The sequence below is a fragment of the Saccharothrix sp. CCNWYY140 genome (assembly GCF_037401995.1).
Classification (GTDB): domain Bacteria; phylum Actinomycetota; class Actinomycetes; order Mycobacteriales; family Pseudonocardiaceae; genus Actinosynnema.
This window is the reverse complement of the sequence record NZ_JBBEGC010000060.1, coordinates 28,656-46,261: the sequence shown is the minus strand read 5'-3', so window position 1 is coordinate 46,261 and position 17,606 is coordinate 28,656. Positions and strand designations below refer to the sequence as shown.

The following is a 17,606-nucleotide window of genomic DNA, read 5'->3' as shown; positions in this document are numbered from 1 at the left end:
CACCCCCCATCGGTGGTCTCCCTGCTAGCTTTTGATCTTGAGAGCGCGAAGCGCGTTCGGCTTGAGAGCGAAGCGTCAAGTTCAAAGATCTTGAAGAGCTTAAAAGAGCCTCGCCGGCGGGCAGGCCGCCAAGGATGGACACAAGCAAGAAGCCCAGGCAGAGGTGTGCCGTGCGGCAGTTTCGTGAAAAGCCCGCTGCGCGCCCTGAAGAGTGCGCGCAGCGGGGTTGGGTGGTTAGAGGCCGGCGGCCTTGGCTCGTTCGGCTCGTAGCTGGGTTACGGCGGGCAGATCCAGCGGTGCCGGCTTGGTGCCGGTGGCCCATTCGATCAGCAGGTCCGCCAGCTGTGGGTTGCGGGGCAGGACCGGGCCGTGGAGGTAGGTGCACAGGATTCGGCCCTGTACCGCGCCCTCCACCGAGCCGTCGTTGCCGGTGCCGACCTTCACATGCGCCAGGGGCCTCGCCGAGGGGCCCAGGACCGTTCGGCCCTGGTGGTTCTCGAAGCCGGTCAGCAGGCCCTCGAACAAGCCGTCCGCAGGGGTGGCGATGACCTCGCCGATTGCTCGGCTGCCGCCTGCATGAGACGTGGAGTCGATGAGGCCCAGGCCCGGGTGGGTGACCTGGTCGGCCCTGGTGAAGTGTTCGCCGAAGATCTGGATGCCGGCGCACACGCCCAGGATGACAGCACCGCGGCCGGCTGCCCGTTGCATCCCCGGGTGGTCGCGGAGGTGGCGGACGGCCAAGGTTTGAGCTGTGTCCTCGCCGCCGCCTACGACGTAGATGTCGCACGAGTCCGGTACCGGTTCGCCGAAGCGGATGGTCACGATCTCGGCGGGGATGCCGCGCCACGCCATGCGCTTCTCCAGCACCACGGCGTTGCCGAAGTCGCCGTACGTGCCGAGCAGGTCCGGCAGGACCAGGGCGATGGAGACCTTCGACGCACTCACTGGGCGGCCCTCGCGTTCAGGTCGCGGAAAGCGGTGTAGTTGGCGATGACCTCGACGGCACCGGGCGGCATCGCGTCGATGGCCTTCAAGGGGTCGGGGACGATCGTGTGCTCCACCTCGGCGTACGTCAGGCGCACGGCCAGGTCGGTCGCCCGTTCGCCGGACGCGATGACCTGGCGGCCCCGCAGTCGCTCGAACGGCACGTCCCACAGCCACGACAGGTCGCGGCCGTCCGCCTCCTGGGCGTTGATCACCAGCACCGCCGGGTGGTCGGCCTCGCGGACGACGGTGAGGGTTTCGCTCCAGCCCGCCGGGTTCTTCGACAGCAGGAGTCGGGCGCGGTGGCCGCTGCGTTGGATGGTGCGGTAGCGGCCGGCCACGTTGGACACCGCGCGCAGGCGTTCGACGGCCTCCGCCACGGGCACGCCCAGTGCGAACGCCGCCGCCGTCGCCATCACCGCGTTGGCGGCGTTGAACTTGCCGGGCAGGCGCAGGCTCAGGTCGACCTTCTCGCCGTTGGGGGTGACCAGGTAGCCGTCGCCGGTCACCCAGTCCGGCTTGGGGCGGGCCAGGTCGCAGCCGGTGCAGTGCCAGTGCTCGCCCTGCCAGCGGATCGGGTCGCCGCAGCGCGGGCACGAGGCCGCGTCGTTGTGCCAGCCCGTGCCGGTCGCGACCCAGACGACGTTCTTGGCGTCGCGGGCGGCCGAGGTGACCATGATGTCGTCGCAGTTGGCCACGACCACGCCGGGCACGCCGGCCAGTGCCGTGCGCAGCGACTTCTCGATGGTGCGGACCTCGCCGACCCGGTCGAGCTGGTCGCGGGACAGGTTGAGCAGCACGGCCACGCCGGGCGCGCTGGCGCGGCAGACCTCGGGGAAGTACCCCTCGTCCACCTCCAGCACGGCGTACGGCGCGTCGGGCTGCTTGGACAGCGCCGTGACGTGCCCGTCGGGCATGTTCGCGCCGCCGTGGTTGGTGGCGACCTGGCCCAGGGCCGACATGGCGCGCGCGAGCATCATCGTGCTCGTCGTCTTGCCGTTGGTGCCGGTGACCAGGGCGACCTCGCGGCCGGCGGTCAGGTGCGCCAGGGCTTGCGGGTCCAGCTTGAGCGCCACGCGGCCACCGATCATGCCGCCCGCGCCCAGGCCCATCTTCTGCGACAGCTTCGAGCTCATGTTGCCCAGGCGCACGGCCGCCGCAGTGCGCAGCGGCAGGCGGGCTGGGTCTGCACCAGGAGTGTTCGGCAAGCGACTTCCCGCGTCGGTGGGGTGGGGAGGGGTGCCGCCGATGCTACCGGGGCCGGTGGCCGTCCAACTCCCGCAGGGTCCTGATCAGGTCCACCGTGCTGAGCTGGCACAACTGCGCCATGTACTCCAGCGCCGGCAGGTCCAGGTGCACCTCCGGCGGCTGGCCGGGCGGGAGCTGGTGCAGCCTGCCCTGCGCCCAGCGGCGCAGCGGCAGCAGTTGGGGCCGGTCGTCGGCGACGACGGCGGCCAGGTCCACGGCCAGGTGCCCGGCGGGCGCGTCGCCGAACACGCGGTCGTGCACGCGGGCCAGGACGTGGTGGGCGGGCACGCCGAGCGCGACGCAGATCTCGACCAACCGCACCACCGAGCACTGCCGGGTGCCCAGCTCGTAGGTGGCCAGCGTCTGCAACGAGATGTCGCTCTGGAGGCGCCGGTTGAGCTCCTTGCGGGTCCACCCGCGCTGCTTGCGAAGACTGCGGAGCTCATCACCGAGCACGCGCTGGTACGCCGCTGTGTCGATCTGCACCGTCAAGTCCTCCATGTCCGCGGGGGCCCCGACAGACCCCACGCAGATGGAAAGCGTGACCCTTCCTCCGCTTACGCGACTTGACCGGTTTATCCCCCGATCGGGCTAGTCGAGAAGTACTGTCAGTAGCTGTTCAGCGGCGAAGTGCGCTGGTCACGCCGGTTTCCACCGGACCGAGGAATCGCGGGTCCGGCTTGGCGACGAGGCCGTCCCACATCGCCTTGCCGCTCGCGAACGCCTCGCGGAAGTGCCCGTACGCGGTCGTGGTGCCCCACTGCCGGGACGTGTCGTGGCCCACGCCGAACGCCTCCAGCCCGGCCGACCGGCACAGCGCGACCGCGCGCGGCAGGTGGAACTCCTGCGTCACCACGGTCAGCTTGGTCACACCGAAGATGCGCCGGGCCCGCGTGCACGAGTCCCAGGTGTCCAGCCCGGCGTAGTCCGCCACGACGACCTCCGCCGGGACGCCGCGGGCCACCAGGTAGTCGCGCATGGCGGTGGGCTCGTCGTACTCCTTGCGGCTGTTGTCGCCGCTGACCAGCAGCACCTCGACCTTGCCGCGCCGGTAGAGGTCGGCGGCCACGTCCAGGCGGCCGGCCAGGAACGGCGTCGGCTTGCCGCCGCGCAGGCCCGCGCCGAGCACCAGCGCGACCGGCGTCTCGGGCACGTCCGCCGCCGCGTGCCGGTAGGGCGCGCTCGACACGTGCACCCACACCAGCGGCACGGACGCCAGCACGGCCGCCAGCCCCACCACGACCAGCACCCGCTTCCAGCGGATCCGCTTCAGGAACGCCCCCATGAGTACCCCCAGGTCAGTTGACGCAGCGCACCCCGTCCGCCGTGATCGGCGGCTCCTCGGTGGTCTGCGGCTGGGCCTTCTTCGCGCCGTCCAAGCTCAGCAGCGGCGTGCCGACGAGGCTCTGCGAGCCCGGACCGGAGTAGTCGCCGCCGACGAACACCCGCGCGTGGCCGGTCGGGATGTTGTCGTCCTGCTCGACGTCCAGCCCGCCCAGCGCGGCGGCGACGGCCTGCGCGCCCGCCTCGCCGCCCTGGCCGTAGCGGACGACGGACTTCGCCAGCTGGGCGTCGGCGTTGGCCGCGCCGCCGCTGACGTACCCCTTCGCGACCAGCGCGTCGAGCACCCGGCCCGCCAGCCCGGCCGTGCCCGAGGCGTTGCGCACCTCGACCGTGACCGTCGACGGGTCCACGCTCGGCGCGGTGGACGAGGTGCCCCCGGCCGGCTTGCCCAGGTTCTTGAAGAACCGCTTGACCTCGGCCTCGTCGACCTGGACGGCCTGGCCGTCCTCGGGCGTCTCCAGCTCGGGGTTGCCGGTCGGGATGGTCTCGAACTCGATGTTGCCGCCGGACAGGTCCTTCATCTGGGTCGCGAACTTGAACACGTCCCAGCCCTTGTCCAGCACGATCGACTTGGTCAGGGCGTCGATCATCGAGCGCAGCTTGCCCGGGTCGGACAGCGTGCCCGCGGACAGCATCTTCTTGGCCAGGCCGGCCATGAAGACCTGCTGGCGGACGATCCGGTCCAGGTCGCCGCGCAGCAGGCCGTAGCGCTGGCGGACGAAGGACAGGGCTTCCCGGCCCTGGATGGTCTGCGGCCCCTTGGCGAAGTCCGCGCCCGAGTACTCGTCCTCGGTGGCCTGGTTGAGGCAGACGTCCACGCCGCCGACGGCCTTGGTGATGTCGTAGAAGCCGACCAGGTTGATCTCGGCGTAGTGGTCGATGGTGACGCCGGTGAGGTCCTGGACGGTCTGGATGAGGTTCTTGGCGCCCGCCTTCTTCGACTCCTGCTCGACCTGGGCCGGGTCGCTGACGCCCTTCTTCTCCAGGTCGGCCACGGCGGCGTTCTTGCCGTAGCCGTACGCGGAGTTGATCTTGTGCCGGCCGTAGCCGCCCGCGATCTTCACGTACGAGTCGCGGGGGAACGACACAGCGACCGCCTTGCCGGTGTCGTTCGGGATGTGCATGAGGATGATCGTGTCGGTGTTCAGCCCGCCCGCGGTCTCGTCGCCGGCCTGGAGCTCGTCGAGGATGTGCTGGGGGAGCGGGTTGCCCTTGGCGTCGGTGCGGGCGTCCATGCCGACCATCAGGATGTCGATGGACCCGTCCGCGGGGCGCTCGCCGCCACCTTCCTCGCCGATGACGTCGGTGGTGGTGAGGTTGTTGGTGAGCGCCTGGAAGTTCGCCCAGGCGTAGCCGGTGCCCACGAGGACGGCGACGGAGAAGAACGCCGCCACCGTGCGGCCGAAGAGGTTGCCGTTCTTCTCTGGCCTGCGCTGGGCCGGCCTGCGGGCCGGGGGACGCTGCGGGGGCCGGCTGCGGGGTCCGGCTGCGCCCCGGGCTGCTTCCCCTCGGGCTGCCTCGGCTCGGGTTGCTTCGCCGCGCGGGCCGGCGGGTCGGCGGGAGACCCCTTCGGCACCCGCGCGCGCCACGCTGCCACGAGCCGCGTCGCCGGCACGTGCGGCGGATGTGCGGGGCTCGCCCGCCCGGCCGGCCGCACCACGGGCGTCGGGGGTGCGTCGGGGGTTGCGAGGGTCGCCGGTGGGGTCGGGTCGGCGGGGTTCGCCGGAAGCGGCGCGCGGGTCGCGGCGCGGAGCTTCGCCGGACCGGCTGGTCGGGCGCGGGGGCTCGCTGGAACGGCTCGACTCGCCGGAACGACTCCGGGGCTGGCCAGAACGGCTCGGAGACTCGCCGGAGCGGCTCGGGGGTTCGCCGGAGCGGCTGCGGGGGTCGCTGGAGCGGCTCGGGGGCTCGGCGGAGCGGCTGCGGGGCTCGTCACCGCGGGGGCCTGCGGAGCGTGGAGCGTCGCCGCGCGGGCCGGTGCCGGCCGAGCGCGGGGCCTCGCCGCGAGGGCGGGGGTGAGGTTCGCCACTGCGCGGGGTTCCCGAGCGGCGGGGGTCGCCGTCCGGGAAAGGCCGGTCGGTGGAGCGTGGGTGGTCGGGGCGGGGCTGGTCCGCGGGGGTGCGGCGCGGGTCTTGGCCCGCGCGCGGGGGTTGCGGTGCGCGAGGGGGCACTGGTCGCCGGCGGAACCCGTCGGGTTCGCCCGGCCTCGGCGGCCGGTTGTCCACTCGCGCTCCTCCCTTGTGTTCCGGTCCTGCCCTGGTGGACGTGCCGGTGCCCTCTGAGGTTGCCCAAAGGGTGGCACAGGCCCACACCACGACGTGGGGATACCGGGTCTTGACAGGCTGTGACCAGTGAAGTAGCCCGATGGTGAGGGCACCCGTGCCCCGTTCGTAGACTTCACCCCGTGCTCACGATGCAGGACGCGCTGCTGGCGCTGACCAGGTACTGGACCGAACGGGGCTGCATCGTCGTGCAGCCGTACAACACCGAGGTCGGTGCGGGCACCCTCAACCCGGCGACCGTGCTGCGCGTCCTCGGCCCCGAGCCGTGGCGGGTGGCCTACGTCGAGCCCAGCGTGCGGCCCGACGACGCCCGGTACGGGGAGAATCCCAACCGCCTCCAGACCCACACCCAGTTCCAGGTCATCCTCAAGCCCGACCCGGGCGACCCGCAGGAGCTGTACCTGGGCAGCCTCGAAGCGCTCGGCATCGACGTGCGCGCCCACGACGTGCGGTTCGTCGAGGACAACTGGGCCTCGCCCGCGCTGGGCGCCTGGGGCCTGGGCTGGGAGGTGTGGCTGGACGGCCTGGAGATCACCCAGTTCACGTACTTCCAGCAGGCCGGCGGCATGTCGCTGGACCCGGTGTCGGTGGAGATCACCTACGGCATCGAGCGGATCATGATGGCGTTGCAGGGCGTCGACCACTTCAAGGACATCGCCTACGCGCCCGGCATCTCCTACGGCGAGGCGTTCGGCCAGGCCGAGTACGAGATGTCCCGCTACTACCTGGACGACGCGGACGTCGAGGCCAACAAGCGGCTGTTCGAGGAGTACGCGTCCGAGGCGCGGCGGATGCTCGACGCCCGCCTGCCCGTGCCCGCGCACAACTACGTGCTGAAGTGCTCGCACACGTTCAACGTGCTCGACGCGCGCGGTGCGATCAGCACCACAGAACGCGCCCGTGCCTTCGCCCGCATGCGGGGCCTGGCGCGCGAGGTCGCGCAGCTGTGGGCCGCGCGGCGCGAGGAGCTGGGGCACCCGCTGGGCCTGGTCGAGCCGCTGGAAGCACCCGCGCTGCCCGCCGCCGGGGCCACCGACAAGCCCGAGACGCTGCTGTTCGAGATCGGCACCGAGGAACTGCCGCCCGCCGAGGTCACCAGGACCGTCGAGGCGGTGCGCGCGGCCGTGACCGAGAAGCTCGCCGGCACCCGGCTCACGCACGGCGAGGTCCAGGTGCACGGCACCCCGCGCCGGATCGTGGTCCTGGTGCCCGAGGTCTCGCCCCGCGAGCCCGACGCCGAGAAGACCATGCGCGGACCGCGCGTGTCCGCCGCGTTCGACGCCTCCGGCGAGCCCACCAAGGCCGCACAGGGCTTCGCGCGCGGTCAGGGCGTGGACGTCGCCGACCTGACCCGGGTCGTGGAGAACGGCGTCGAGCACGTGGCCGTGGTCAAGACCGTGCCCGGTGGCGGCGCGGTCGAGGTGCTGGGGTCGCTGCTCGCGTCGGTGGTGGCGGAGCTGCGGGCCGAGAAGAACATGAAGTGGAACGACCCGAAGCTGTCGTTCACCCGCCCCATCCGCTGGCTGCTCGCGCTGCTGGGCACGACACCGATCCCGGTGGGCGTGTCCGCCCTGGTCTCCGGCACGACCACCCGCGTGCACCGGACCGCCGAGACCCCGGTGGTCGAGGTGTCCACCGCGGACGGATACCTGGAGTTCCTGGCGGGGCACGGCATCACGGCGTCGGCGTCGGTCCGCGGCGACGTGATCGTGGAGCGCGCGGCGGAGTTGGCGAAGTCGGTCGGCGGCGTCGTGGACTTCGAGGGCGTGCTGGACGAGGTGACCAACCTGGTCGAGCGGCCGACCCCGCTGCTGGGCTCGTTCGACGCGAAGTACCTGGAACTGCCGCAGCAGATCCTGACCACGGTCATGCGCAAGCACCAGCGCTACCTGCCGATCCGCACCGAGGACGGAGCACTCCTGCCGCACTTCGTCGCGGTGGCGAACGGCTCGGTGGACGAGGACCTGGTGCGGCGCGGCAACGAGGCTGTGCTGCGGGCGCGGTACGAGGACGCGGCGTTCTTCTGGCGTGCCGACCTGCGTACTCCGCTGGCGGACATGAAGGCGGGCCTGGAGAAGCTGACCTTCGCCGACAAGCTCGGCTCGATGGCCGACCGTGCGGGGCGGATCGCGGTCCTGGCCGGTCGGCTCGCCGAGGCGGTCGGTGGCGCGGACGAGACCTTGGTGCGGGCTGGTGAGCTGGCCAAGTTCGACCTTGGGTCGCAGATGGTGATCGAGCTGTCGAGTCTGGCCGGCGTGATGGCTCGGGAGTACGCGGTGCGGGCGGGCGAGACGTCCGAGGTCGCCCAGGCCTTGTACGAGATGGAGCTTCCCAGGTCGGCCGGCGACGCCATGCCGGCGTCGCGGGCGGGTGCGCTGTTGTCGCTGGCGGATCGGTTTGACCTGTTGGCGGGTCTGTTCGGCATCGGTGCCAACCCGACGGGTAGCTCCGACCCGTTCGGGTTGCGGCGGGCGGCGTTGGGTGCGGTGAGTGTGCTGCGGGCCTTCCCGGAGTTGCGGGACATCACGTTGACTCGTGCGTTGTCGTTGGCGGCGCAGGATTTGGATGTCTCGGCGGATGCTCTGGAGGCCGCTCGGGAGTTTGCGGTGCGGCGGTACGAGCAGCAGTTGTTGGATGCGGGTCATGACCATCGGTTCGTGAACGCGGTGCTGCCGTTGGCGGATGCCCCGGCTCAGGCTGATGAGACGTTGGCCGAGTTGACGGAGTTGGCCGGGTCGGAGGAGTTCGCGGCGCTTGTTGCGGCTTTGCAGCGGGTGCGGCGGATCGTGCCGGCGGAGACTGCGCCGGAGTACGACGCGGGGGTGTTGAGCGAGCCTGCCGAGGTGGCGCTGCACAAGGCGTTGGCGGAGGTGTCGTTCGAGGGCACGGGGTTGGCGGCGTTCGCGTCGGCGGCGAGCGGGTTGACCGGGCCGGTGAACACGTTCTTCGACGAGGTGCTCGTCATGGCCGAGGACCCGGAGGTCCGCAAGGCCCGCCTCGGGTTGCTGGCGTCGATCCGCGACCTGGCCGCGCCGGTGCTGGACTGGCAGGCGCTGGGCACGGCGTTGGGCTGATCCCCCGAGCGGGAGCAGAACCTCCCCGAGCAAGGCGAAAGGCCCCCGCCGGCGTGGCGAGGGCCTTTCGCGTCAGCAGATCAGATGAAGCTGCCGCCGCGGGTCACGGCGCTGTAGGCGTCCACGATGCCGTGGCCGTAGAAGCCGTTGAACTGCGTGTCACCCTCGCAGGTCGCGGTGAACTCGGCCGGGCGGCCCTCCCGCTCGTACGAGACCGTGCGCGGGACCGGGCACGCGCGCTGCGTCGCGGTCTTGATCAGGACCTTCTCGACCTTGTCCGGGGACAGGGTCAGGGTGCCCGGGTGGGCCCGGTCCTTCTTGCCGTACTCGCTCACCACGAGGGCGGCCACGCCGGCGGCGTGGGGAGCGGCCATCGAGGTGCCCTGGAGGTACTGGTAGTAGCCGCAGGTGGTGCCGGTGCAGTACTTCGCCACGCCGGCCGCTTCGCCCTTCGGGGTGACGTTGCCGGCCTCGTCGATGTTGCCTTCGGCCAGTGCCACGTTGCGGGGGTACGTGGAGCGGATCAGGTTTTCGTTGGTGCGGTACCACGGGGTGCCGAAGCCGTCGCGGAACCAGCCGCCGGGGGCGGACAGGTCGGTCTGCTCGGTGCCCCAGTTGGAGTAGTCGGCCTTGGCGGTCGACGGGCCGAGCGAGGAGATCGAGATGACGTGCTCGCCCTCGGTCGGCAGGTGCAGGCAGGTGGCGTTGTCGATGGCGCGCGGGTAGCTCGTGCCCACCGGGTAGTTCGGGCTCTGGGCGTCGGTGCGCGGGTTGCCCAGGTCCTCGTGGTTGTTGCCGCCGGCCGCGATGAGGGTCACGCCCTTGCGGTGGGCGTAGTTCAGCGCCCGCTGCACGGCCGTGATGGTGGCGCGCTGCTCGATCCTGGCCTCCGGGCTGTCGGCCGGGTTGTCGAGGCAGTTCATGTACCACGGGTCGATGTAGAACGACATGTTGATCACGTCGAGGCCGACGTCGGCGCCGTAGGTGATCGCGTCCACGACCGGCTGGAGGAAGAAGTAGCCGGAGTCCTGGGCGCCGCGGATGTTCACCAGGGACACGTTCGGCGCGACGCCGGAGACGCCGAAGCCGTTGGCCGCCGCGCCGATCGTGCCGGCGACGTGCGTGCCGTGGCCGTTGTCGTCGTGGTCGTTGGGGTCCACGCAGCCGCGGAACTCGCACGGACCGTCGACTTCGCCGCCGTTGGGGTCGGCGGGGATGTCGATGGTGAAGTTGCGGGACAGCGCGCGGTTGAAGTTCGGCGCGATGTCCGGGTGGTTGCCGTCGACGCCGGTGTCCAGGATGCCGACGTAGACCCGCTTGTCGCCGGCCTGCCGGGTGCGGGACAGGTCGGAGCGGACCAGCTTCAGGCCCCACAGCTTGTCGTCCAACGGGTCCATGCCCGCCGTGGCGTCGGAGGACTGCGCCGGGGACGGCGCGGCGCCGCCCAGGTGCTCGCGTTCGACGACCTTCCACTCCCGGTTGCGCGGGGTCTCGGTCGGGGCCGCGCCCAGCGGCTTGAGGCCGGTCGCACCGAGCACCGCGTCGGAGGCGGAGACGCGCTGCACGAAGCCCGCCGCGGGCGCCTTGACGGTCAGGGTGCCGACGGCGGTGTTCTCGCCGACGACCTCGCCACCGGCGGCGGCCACGGCGGCCTTGGCCGCGTCGGCGCTCGCGCCTTCCTCGACGACGACGGTGAAGTCGACGGTGCCCTGCTGGCCGGTCGCGGGCTGTGTCCCGGTCGCCAGCAGGGCGGCGGTGGTCGCCACCACCAACGCCGACGGAACGATTCTGCGTGTTCTCACGCGTGTCTCCTCACAGACCCGGAGGGGGTATGGGTCGGGCGACACCCTGGCAAACAAAACCCCGTCCCGGTAGACGTCTTTCGTAGTCAGTGAGATCCGTAGCCGGACGTGCGCGCGCAGTTACATCGTGGCTTTGGGTAACGATCCGACCTGCGCTTTCGACATCCACAGGTCGACCGGAGCGGTCCATTCGGCACAAAAGCGTTGCTGCATCTTGACGAAGCCGCTCCGCGAGGGATGGAATCCGCACACTCTGTTTCGATACACCGGACGGCGGTCGGTCCGCGCAAGGGGTTGGCGAATGCGAAGACTACGCGGAGTGGTGTGCTGCGCGCTGCTCGTCCTGACCGCGGCGGCCTGCGGCGTGGAGCGCAAGCCCAGCGGCACGGCCGTCGCGCCGCTCAACCCGGCGGACAAGCCCGTGGTGGGCGTGATCCTGCCCGACCGCGCGTCGTCGGACCGCTGGGAGGAGCAGGACCGGCCGCTGCTGGAGTCCGCGCTGAACTTCGCCGGCATCACGCCGCTGATCGAGAACGCCGAGGGCGACGAGAAGAAGTTCCAGAGCCTCGCCGACGCCATGATCGCGCAGGGCGTGAAGGTCCTGATGACCACGCCGCTGAGCACCGAGGGCGGCGCGACCGTCGAGCGCAAGGCCAAGCAGGCGGGCATCCCGGTCATCAACTACGACCGGATCAGCCTCGGCGGCCAGGCCGAGTACTACGTCTCGTTCGACAACCTCAACGTCGGCGAACTCCAGGCCGAGGGCCTGCTGAAGTGCCTGGGCAACAAGCCGGGCGCGCAGATCATCGAAATCCAGGGCGCGCCGACGGACAACAACGCGACCCTGTTCGCCGACGGCCAGCGCCGCAAGCTGGGCCCGAAGTACGACGCCGGCGCGTTGAAGCTGGTGAAGAGCCAACCGGTCGACAACTGGGACCCGGTGCGGGGCAAGGCGACCTTCGAGCAGATCCTGGACGACAACGGCGGCCGGGTGGACGGCGTGGTCGCCGCCAACGACGGTCTCGCGGGCGCGGTGATCGAGGTGCTCAAGGCGCGTGGCCTGGCCGGCAAGGTCCCGGTGACCGGTCAGGACGCCACCCTGGAGGGCCTGCGCGCGGTGCTGCGCGGCGACCAGTGCATGACCGTCTACAAGCCGATCCGCGACGAGGCGGAGGCGGCGGCCCGGCTGGCGATCGCGGTGGCGCGCGGCGACCTCAGCGGCGCGGACGACCTGGCCACCGGCAACACCCGCGACCTGGTCTCGCGCCGGGACGTGAAGTCGGTGCTGCTGGGCGCGGACCTGATCACCAAGGCCGACGTGCGGCGGCTGGTGGCGGAGAGCGTGGTGAAGTCCGTGGACCTGTGCGCGGGCGACGTCAAGCCGGTGTGCGACGAGTTGGGCATCCTGGTCAACTAGAGCCGGGTCCGGCGAGCAGGTCGATGTCCTTCGCGGTCATCGGCCCGCCGCAGTGGGCGCAGGTCAGCTCGACGTGGCTGACCTGCCCGCACGCGTGGTGCCGGTACAGCACGGGCGGCCCGTCGGGGGAGACCCACCGGTCGCCCCACCGCACCATCACCATCAGCACCTCGACCAGTTCGGTGCCGCGTTCGGTGAGCGCGTACTCGTAGCGGTTGGTGGCGTACTCGCGCCGTTCCAGCACTTCGCGTTCGACCAGCCACTTGAGGCGTTCGGTGAGCACCTTGCGGGAGATCCCGAGGTCCTCCTGGATGCGGTCGAACCGGGTGATGCCCGCGTAGACGTCGCGCAGGATCAGCGGCGACCAGGGTTCGCCGATCACGTCCAGCGTGCGCGCGATGGAGCACGTCATGGTCCCGAAGTCAGTCCGCTGCACCCACCCGAGTCTACGCCGAAGGGTTCCCTGAAGGAACTGATGCCTGCTAGGGTTCCCTCAAGGAACTCACCTGGAGGTGTCATGAACCGCCCGGACGTCGTGTCGAAGGACCAGTGGCAGGGTGCGCTGGCCGACCTGCTCGTGCGCGAGAAGGAGCAGACGCGGGCACTGGACGCCCTGGCCGCCGCCCGCCGCCGGCTGCCGATGGTCCGCCTGTCCACCGACCACCGGTTCACCGCGCCGGACGGCTCGCTCGTCGGCCTCACCGACGTGTTCGCCGGCCGCCGCCAACTGGTCGTCTACCACCACATGCTCGAACCCGGCCAGGACTGGGTGTGCGGGGGCTGCACGTCGTTCACCGACAACATCGCCGACCAGTCCCACCTCAACGCCCGCGACACCACGCTGGTGCTGATGTCCCGCGCGCCCCGCGCCGAGATCGACGCCGTGCGCGACCGCTTCGGCTGGACCGTGCCGTGGTACTCCGCCGACCCTGCCTTCTACACCGAGATCGGCCTGGAGGGCGGCTTCCGCCTGAGCGTCTTCCTGCGCGACGGCGACGAGGTCTTCTACAGCTACTACACGACCTCACGCGGTGTGGACCGCCTGCGGCTGGACTTCAACCTCCTCGACCTCACCCCGTACGGCCGCCAGGAGACCTGGGAGGACTCACCCGAAGGCTGGCCCCAGACCCCGACGATGGCCTGGCTGCGCCCGCGCGACGAGTACGGGAGCTGACGGTGGACCTCACCCCGGCCGAGCGCGACGCGTTCCTCGCCGAACCGCACGTGGCGGTGCTGACCATCGCCGCCCGGAACCGCCCGCCGCTCACCGTTCCGGTCTTCTACGCCTACCGCGACGGGCTGATCAGCTTCTTCACCGGCACGCAGGGGCGTTCGGCGCGCAAGACCCGGCTGTTGGCCGACACCGGCGCGTTCAGCCTGTGCGTGCAACGGGCCGAGCCCCCGTACGCCTACGTGACCGCCGAGTGCACAGTCGTCCGGACTGAAGGGCCACCGGCGGTGGAGGACGTGGTCGCCGTCGCCGCCCGGTACATGCCCGAGGACGACGCCCGCGAGTTCGCCGAGGCCGAGATCGCCCACCCGGCGGGCACGTTCGTCCTGTTCACCGGCCGTCCGGACCGCTGGCTCACCAGCCTGGCCGGCTAGTCGCCGTCGTGGCGGCCGGAGATGAACTCCTGGAACCGGATCTTCGCCCGGATCAGCGGCTGCCGCACCCGCGCCTCCCGCCGGTAGGCGCGGCGCAGCTTGCGGGACCCCTCGGTGTAGCGCCAGCGCGCCCACGGCGAACCCGGCCGGGCCAGCCGCAGCGCGCCGATCTCGGGCAGGACCGGCACCAGCAGCCCCAGCAACCCGGTCCACACCTTGCCCTTGAGCAGCGCGACGATGGCGAAGCCGAGGTTGACCAGGATGACCACCACCCGCAGCCACACGCCCTCGCCGTAGAACTCGTCGTACCCCAGCGGCCGGGCGCCCAGCAGCAGCAGGCCGGTCATGCCGATGGCCAGGAACACCGCGTCCACCGACAGCCGGCCGTCCTTCTCCCAGTACACGTCCCGCAGGTGCAGGATCAGCGCGAACTCGTCCAGCACCAGCGCCGCCCCCACGCCCAGCAGCGCCGACGCGGCCACCCGCCACCCGTGCTCCTCGTCCGGCACGGCCAGCCCCGTCACGCCGCCGACCAGCATGAACACCGTGCCGAACACGACGTGGTGGATGTGCGTGCCGCCGGGGGTGATGTTGCCCGGCCACCAGCGCACCTTCGCCCGGATCAGCCGCACGCTGATCCTGATCAGGACGAACGTGACCACCAGGCCGAAGAAGAAGGACAACAACCGGGTCTGGGGGAGGTGGAGGGCGGAGAACACCCCACCATCTTCACTCGACCGGCCTACTTCAGGGTGATGTCCCCGGTGATCTCCTCCGCCTGCACCACCAATCCGGTGACGCGTCCGGTCACCCTGTTGGTGACGCGCCCCCGTTCGTGTTCACGGCGGAGGCGGGCGGCGAACGCGGGGTCCTCGGCTTCGGCCCTCCGCAGGACCTCGGCCAAGGCGGCGACTTGCGGCGAACCCGGTGCGGCGCCCTCCGCGGCGACGAGCGCGGCGGTGGCGGTCGGGTCGTCCGCGAACCTGGCCCGGACCAGCGCGTACAGGCCGGCGGAGGAGCGGGTGGCGAGCGCGGCGGCGATGGTCACCAGAACGGGTTCGGTCATGGCGAGGACCCCCTGTGATCGCGTCCTCGCCCACCGTAGCAGCGCGACTCGCCGCCTTCTCCTTCTCGACTGTCGCCGGGTTGTCGTGGTTGACTGTTCTTGGTCGTACCTATCTGTGTTCGTGTTCCACCACGCTCGCGGATCGGAGTTGCGGGCGTAGATCTTCCTCGACAGTGAGGGGCTCGTCGCCCCAACGGACCCGGTGGTCGCAAGCGCGATCCGGCACCTGTTAGAGGAGAAGTAGCAAGATGGCAGTTCAGGGCACCGTCAAGTGGTTCAACGCGGAGAAGGGCTTCGGCTTCATCTCCCCGGACAACGGTGGCGCGGACGTGTTCGTGCACTACTCGGAGATCCAGTCCTCCGGCTACCGCACGCTGGAAGAGAACCAGCGGGTGGAGTTCGAGATCGGCCAGGGCCAGAAGGGCCCGCAGGCGCAGGCGGTTCGACCGGTCTGACCTAGGTCCGATTTCCATCGGATAGCAGTGGAGCCGCCATCCCGGCCACGGGGTGGCGGCTCTTCTCTTGCGCCACGGCGTAGACCCGCTTGCCGATGAGCCGGGCGCCGTCGAACAGGAAGAACACGCTGCTGCGCGCCGGTCCCGCGGCCCCGTCCACCCGCAGTTCGACGATCACCGCGCTGTCGGCGTGGTGCAGCGAGTCGAGCCGGCTGTGCGATCCGGGCGCCCGCCGGTAGTGCTCGACGACGGCGGCCCGCCCCTCCAGCACCTCGCCGGTGGCCACGACCTCCCACAGGGGACGGTCGAACACCCCGACGGCGGCCTCGAACTCCCGCTCGTTCTCCGCTTCCAGGTGCTCCAGCACGATGGCCTCGCGCAGCGCCCGGAGCGACTTGGACGCGGTCACGGCGTCCCCTTCCCTCGCCCAGGAGCCCGACCCAAACACCCGTCGACGGCACCAGTCAAGACGCACGCCGGCAGACCACGCCTAAGGCGCAGCGCTCGTCTCTGGTCGAGCGCTTCGCTTCCTGGACGCGGCCTGCCGGACGCGTGCGGGCTACGGGCGCATCTCGTAGGTGCCGGACAGGGCCGCGACCCGCTCCCACACCCGCTCGAACCGCTCCCGGTCCACCACGGGCTTGCGGACCTGACCCAGCGCCCACTCCTGCTGTGCGCCGGTCGACGAGGACTTGCCGTGCAGGGCCACGGCCCACGCCGAGTAGTCCCGCACCAGCACGTCGAAGATCTGGTCCAGCAGGTCCGCGTCGACGTCGGTCGCCGCCGCCTGTTCCAACACCAGCTGCCCGTAGACGACCAGCGTGAACAACTGGCCCAGCGTCAGCAGGAAGTCCAGGTCCGCCTGCTGTTCCGCGTCCGGCGCGGCGGTGGTCAGCAGCGTCCGCAGGGACTGCGCCTGCTGGTGGAACCGTGCCACGTTGGGCACCTGGGCGAAGCTCCGGTAGGCCGTCTCCCAGTCGTGGAAGCGGATGGAGCCCAGGCCACGGGCCGGTCCCTGCCGCCAGAAGAAGTCGTCGTCCTTCGGGTCGTGCACGGTGGGCACGGTGTCGAACTCGGTGGGCAGGAACAGGTACGCCGGCATGAACTTCAGCACCAGGGCCAAGTTCACGTGGACCGTGCCTTCGAGCTTGGGCAGCGCGCCGATGTCACGGCCGGCCATCGAGAAGTACGTGTCCTTCTCGAACCCCTTGGCAGCGATGACGTCCCACAGCAGGTCGATCACCTGTTCGCCCTCGCTGGTCACCTTCATCTTGGTGATGGGGTTGAACAGCAGGTATCGGCGGTCTTCCGGTGAGGCGGTGCGGAAGTAGTCCACGGATCGGTCCGCGAACAGCTTCATGGCCGCCAGTCGGGCGTAGGCGTCCACGAAGTTCTGCCGGACGTGCGGGAAGTCCGTGACCCGCTTGCCGTACAGGACTCGGTTGTGCGCGTGGGTGATCGCCTCGAACGTGGCGTGTTCGGCGATGCCGATCGACGCCGTGCACAGGTTGAACTTGCCCACGTTGACGGTGTTCAGGGCGGCGCTGAAGGCTTCCGCGCCGGTGTGCAGCACGTCTTCCGCCGCGACCGGGTAGTCCTCCAGGCGGAACTCGCTGACGAACATCTGCGAGTCCACGACGTTCTTGACCAGCTTGTAGTTCGGGTGGCCGCTGTCCACCGCGAAGAACACGTACCCGTCCGGTCCCTCGACGTCGGCGCGGCGGCCGAACACCGACACCATCCCGGCCACGTTGCCGTTGCCGATGTAGTACTTGCCGCCGTTGGCGACGAAACCGCCGTCGGCGGTGGGGGTCAGCACCATGTCCGTGGAGTAGACGTCCGCGCCGTGTTCCTTCTCGGACAGGCCGAACGCGAACACCGCGCCGGCGTCGAGCAGGTCGGCGGCCCGCTTCTTGGCCGCCGCGTTGTCGCTCATCCAGATCGGGCCGAGGCCCAGCACGGTGACCTGCCAGGTGTACCAGTACTGGAGGCCGTAGAACCCGAGGATCTCGCTCAGGACGGCGTTGCGGGTGGCGTCCCAGCGCTTGTTCGGGTCGCCCCCGCCCTCGGCCGCCGGGGTGAGGAAGGTGGCGAACAACTTCTCGCGCGCCTGGAACTCCAGGAACTCGGCGTACCAGACCCGGGACTGGTCGTCGGCGATGAGGCGGCGCTTGCCGCGCTCCTCGAACCAGTCGATGGTGGCCCGCAGCAGACGCCTGCTCTCGGGGTCGAGGTGCGTGCCCTCGAAGCTGTTGGGATCGAACAACACCGGCCTGCTCCCTTCGTCTGCGCAGGCACGTTACCAGCGGGTAACTTGTCGCGCCGCCCC

16 protein-coding genes are annotated in these 17,606 nt (G+C 70.7%); 5 read left to right on the top strand and 11 right to left on the bottom strand.

From position 1 onward, the window contains the following. Nucleotides 1-234: 234 nt before the first annotated feature. The 5 genes from WBN91_RS24300 to WBN91_RS24280 form a co-directional block, all read right to left on the bottom strand. Nucleotides 235-945: a type 1 glutamine amidotransferase gene (locus WBN91_RS24300; protein WP_337726546.1), complete on the bottom strand. Its 711-nt coding sequence runs from the start codon at nt 943-945 to the stop codon at nt 235-237. After that, nucleotides 942-2,120, bottom strand: a complete 1,179-nt coding sequence (locus WBN91_RS24295) for a Mur ligase family protein (protein ID WP_337726545.1) — start codon at nt 2,118-2,120, stop codon at nt 942-944. Before WBN91_RS24295 ends, WBN91_RS24300 begins: the two co-directional genes overlap by 4 nt. Nucleotides 2,121-2,235: 115 nt before the next feature. Then, entirely contained in the window at nt 2,236-2,718 is a 483-nt protein-coding gene (locus tag WBN91_RS24290; protein WP_337726543.1) for a helix-turn-helix domain-containing protein, read from the bottom strand. Nucleotides 2,719-2,851: 133 nt separating this feature from the next. Further along, nucleotides 2,852-3,517 carry a SanA/YdcF family protein gene (locus tag WBN91_RS24285; RefSeq protein WP_337726542.1) on the bottom strand — a complete coding sequence of 222 codons (666 nt, stop codon included), beginning with the start codon at nt 3,515-3,517 and terminating at the stop codon, nt 2,852-2,854. A 13-nt stretch (nt 3,518-3,530) separates the two neighbouring features. Continuing rightward, nucleotides 3,531-4,970 (bottom strand): LCP family protein, encoded by a 1,440-nt coding sequence (locus WBN91_RS24280; RefSeq protein ID WP_337726541.1) that lies wholly within the window; start codon nt 4,968-4,970, stop codon nt 3,531-3,533. Nucleotides 4,971-5,989: 1,019 nt separating this feature from the next. On the opposite strand from WBN91_RS24280, the gene WBN91_RS24275 reads away from it, so the two are divergent. Then, entirely contained in the window at nt 5,990-8,932 is a 2,943-nt protein-coding gene (locus WBN91_RS24275) for a glycine--tRNA ligase (protein ID WP_337726548.1), read from the top strand. 80 nt (nt 8,933-9,012) lie between these two features. On the opposite strand, the gene WBN91_RS24270 is transcribed toward WBN91_RS24275, so the two are convergent. Then, nucleotides 9,013-10,734 (bottom strand): S8 family serine peptidase, encoded by a 1,722-nt coding sequence (locus tag WBN91_RS24270; protein WP_337726540.1) that lies wholly within the window; start codon nt 10,732-10,734, stop codon nt 9,013-9,015. A 301-nt stretch (nt 10,735-11,035) separates the two neighbouring features. On the opposite strand from WBN91_RS24270, the gene WBN91_RS24265 reads away from it, so the two are divergent. Continuing rightward, entirely contained in the window at nt 11,036-12,151 is a 1,116-nt protein-coding gene (locus WBN91_RS24265) for a sugar ABC transporter substrate-binding protein (RefSeq protein ID WP_337726539.1), read from the top strand. Here WBN91_RS24265 and WBN91_RS24260 read toward each other — a convergent pair. Continuing rightward, the gene (locus WBN91_RS24260) at nt 12,144-12,587 is read right to left on the bottom strand and encodes a winged helix-turn-helix transcriptional regulator (protein WP_337726538.1); all 444 of its coding nucleotides are present in this window, start codon (nt 12,585-12,587) and stop codon (nt 12,144-12,146) included. The two genes, WBN91_RS24265 and WBN91_RS24260, sit on opposite strands and share 8 nt — an antisense overlap. An 81-nt stretch (nt 12,588-12,668) precedes the next feature. On the opposite strand from WBN91_RS24260, the gene WBN91_RS24255 reads away from it, so the two are divergent. Beyond that, nucleotides 12,669-13,325 (top strand): DUF899 family protein, encoded by a 657-nt coding sequence (locus WBN91_RS24255; RefSeq protein WP_337726537.1) that lies wholly within the window; start codon nt 12,669-12,671, stop codon nt 13,323-13,325. Nucleotides 13,326-13,327: 2 nt separating this feature from the next. Beyond that, entirely contained in the window at nt 13,328-13,756 is a 429-nt protein-coding gene (locus WBN91_RS24250; RefSeq protein ID WP_337726536.1) for a pyridoxamine 5'-phosphate oxidase family protein, read from the top strand. Here the strand turns inward: WBN91_RS24250 and WBN91_RS24245 are convergent. Then, on the bottom strand, nt 13,753-14,475 hold the full coding sequence (locus WBN91_RS24245) for a hypothetical protein (protein WP_337726535.1): 723 nt from the start codon (nt 14,473-14,475) through the stop codon (nt 13,753-13,755). The two genes, WBN91_RS24250 and WBN91_RS24245, sit on opposite strands and share 4 nt — an antisense overlap. A gap of 23 nt (nt 14,476-14,498) precedes the next feature. After that, entirely contained in the window at nt 14,499-14,822 is a 324-nt protein-coding gene (locus WBN91_RS24240; RefSeq protein ID WP_337726534.1) for a hypothetical protein, read from the bottom strand. Between the two features lie 248 nt (nt 14,823-15,070). Between WBN91_RS24240 and cspE the strand changes: the two genes are divergently transcribed. After that, a complete protein-coding gene (cspE, locus tag WBN91_RS24235; protein WP_337726533.1) occupies nt 15,071-15,277 on the top strand; it encodes a transcription antiterminator/RNA stability regulator CspE in 207 nt (68 codons plus the stop codon). 1 nt (nt 15,278) lies between these two features. On the opposite strand, the gene WBN91_RS24230 is transcribed toward cspE, so the two are convergent. Continuing rightward, nucleotides 15,279-15,686: a nuclear transport factor 2 family protein gene (locus tag WBN91_RS24230; RefSeq protein WP_337726532.1), complete on the bottom strand. Its 408-nt coding sequence runs from the start codon at nt 15,684-15,686 to the stop codon at nt 15,279-15,281. Between the two features lie 150 nt (nt 15,687-15,836). After that, a complete protein-coding gene (locus WBN91_RS24225; protein WP_337726531.1) occupies nt 15,837-17,546 on the bottom strand; it encodes an acyl-CoA dehydrogenase in 1,710 nt (569 codons plus the stop codon). Nucleotides 17,547-17,606 lie beyond the last annotated feature (60 nt).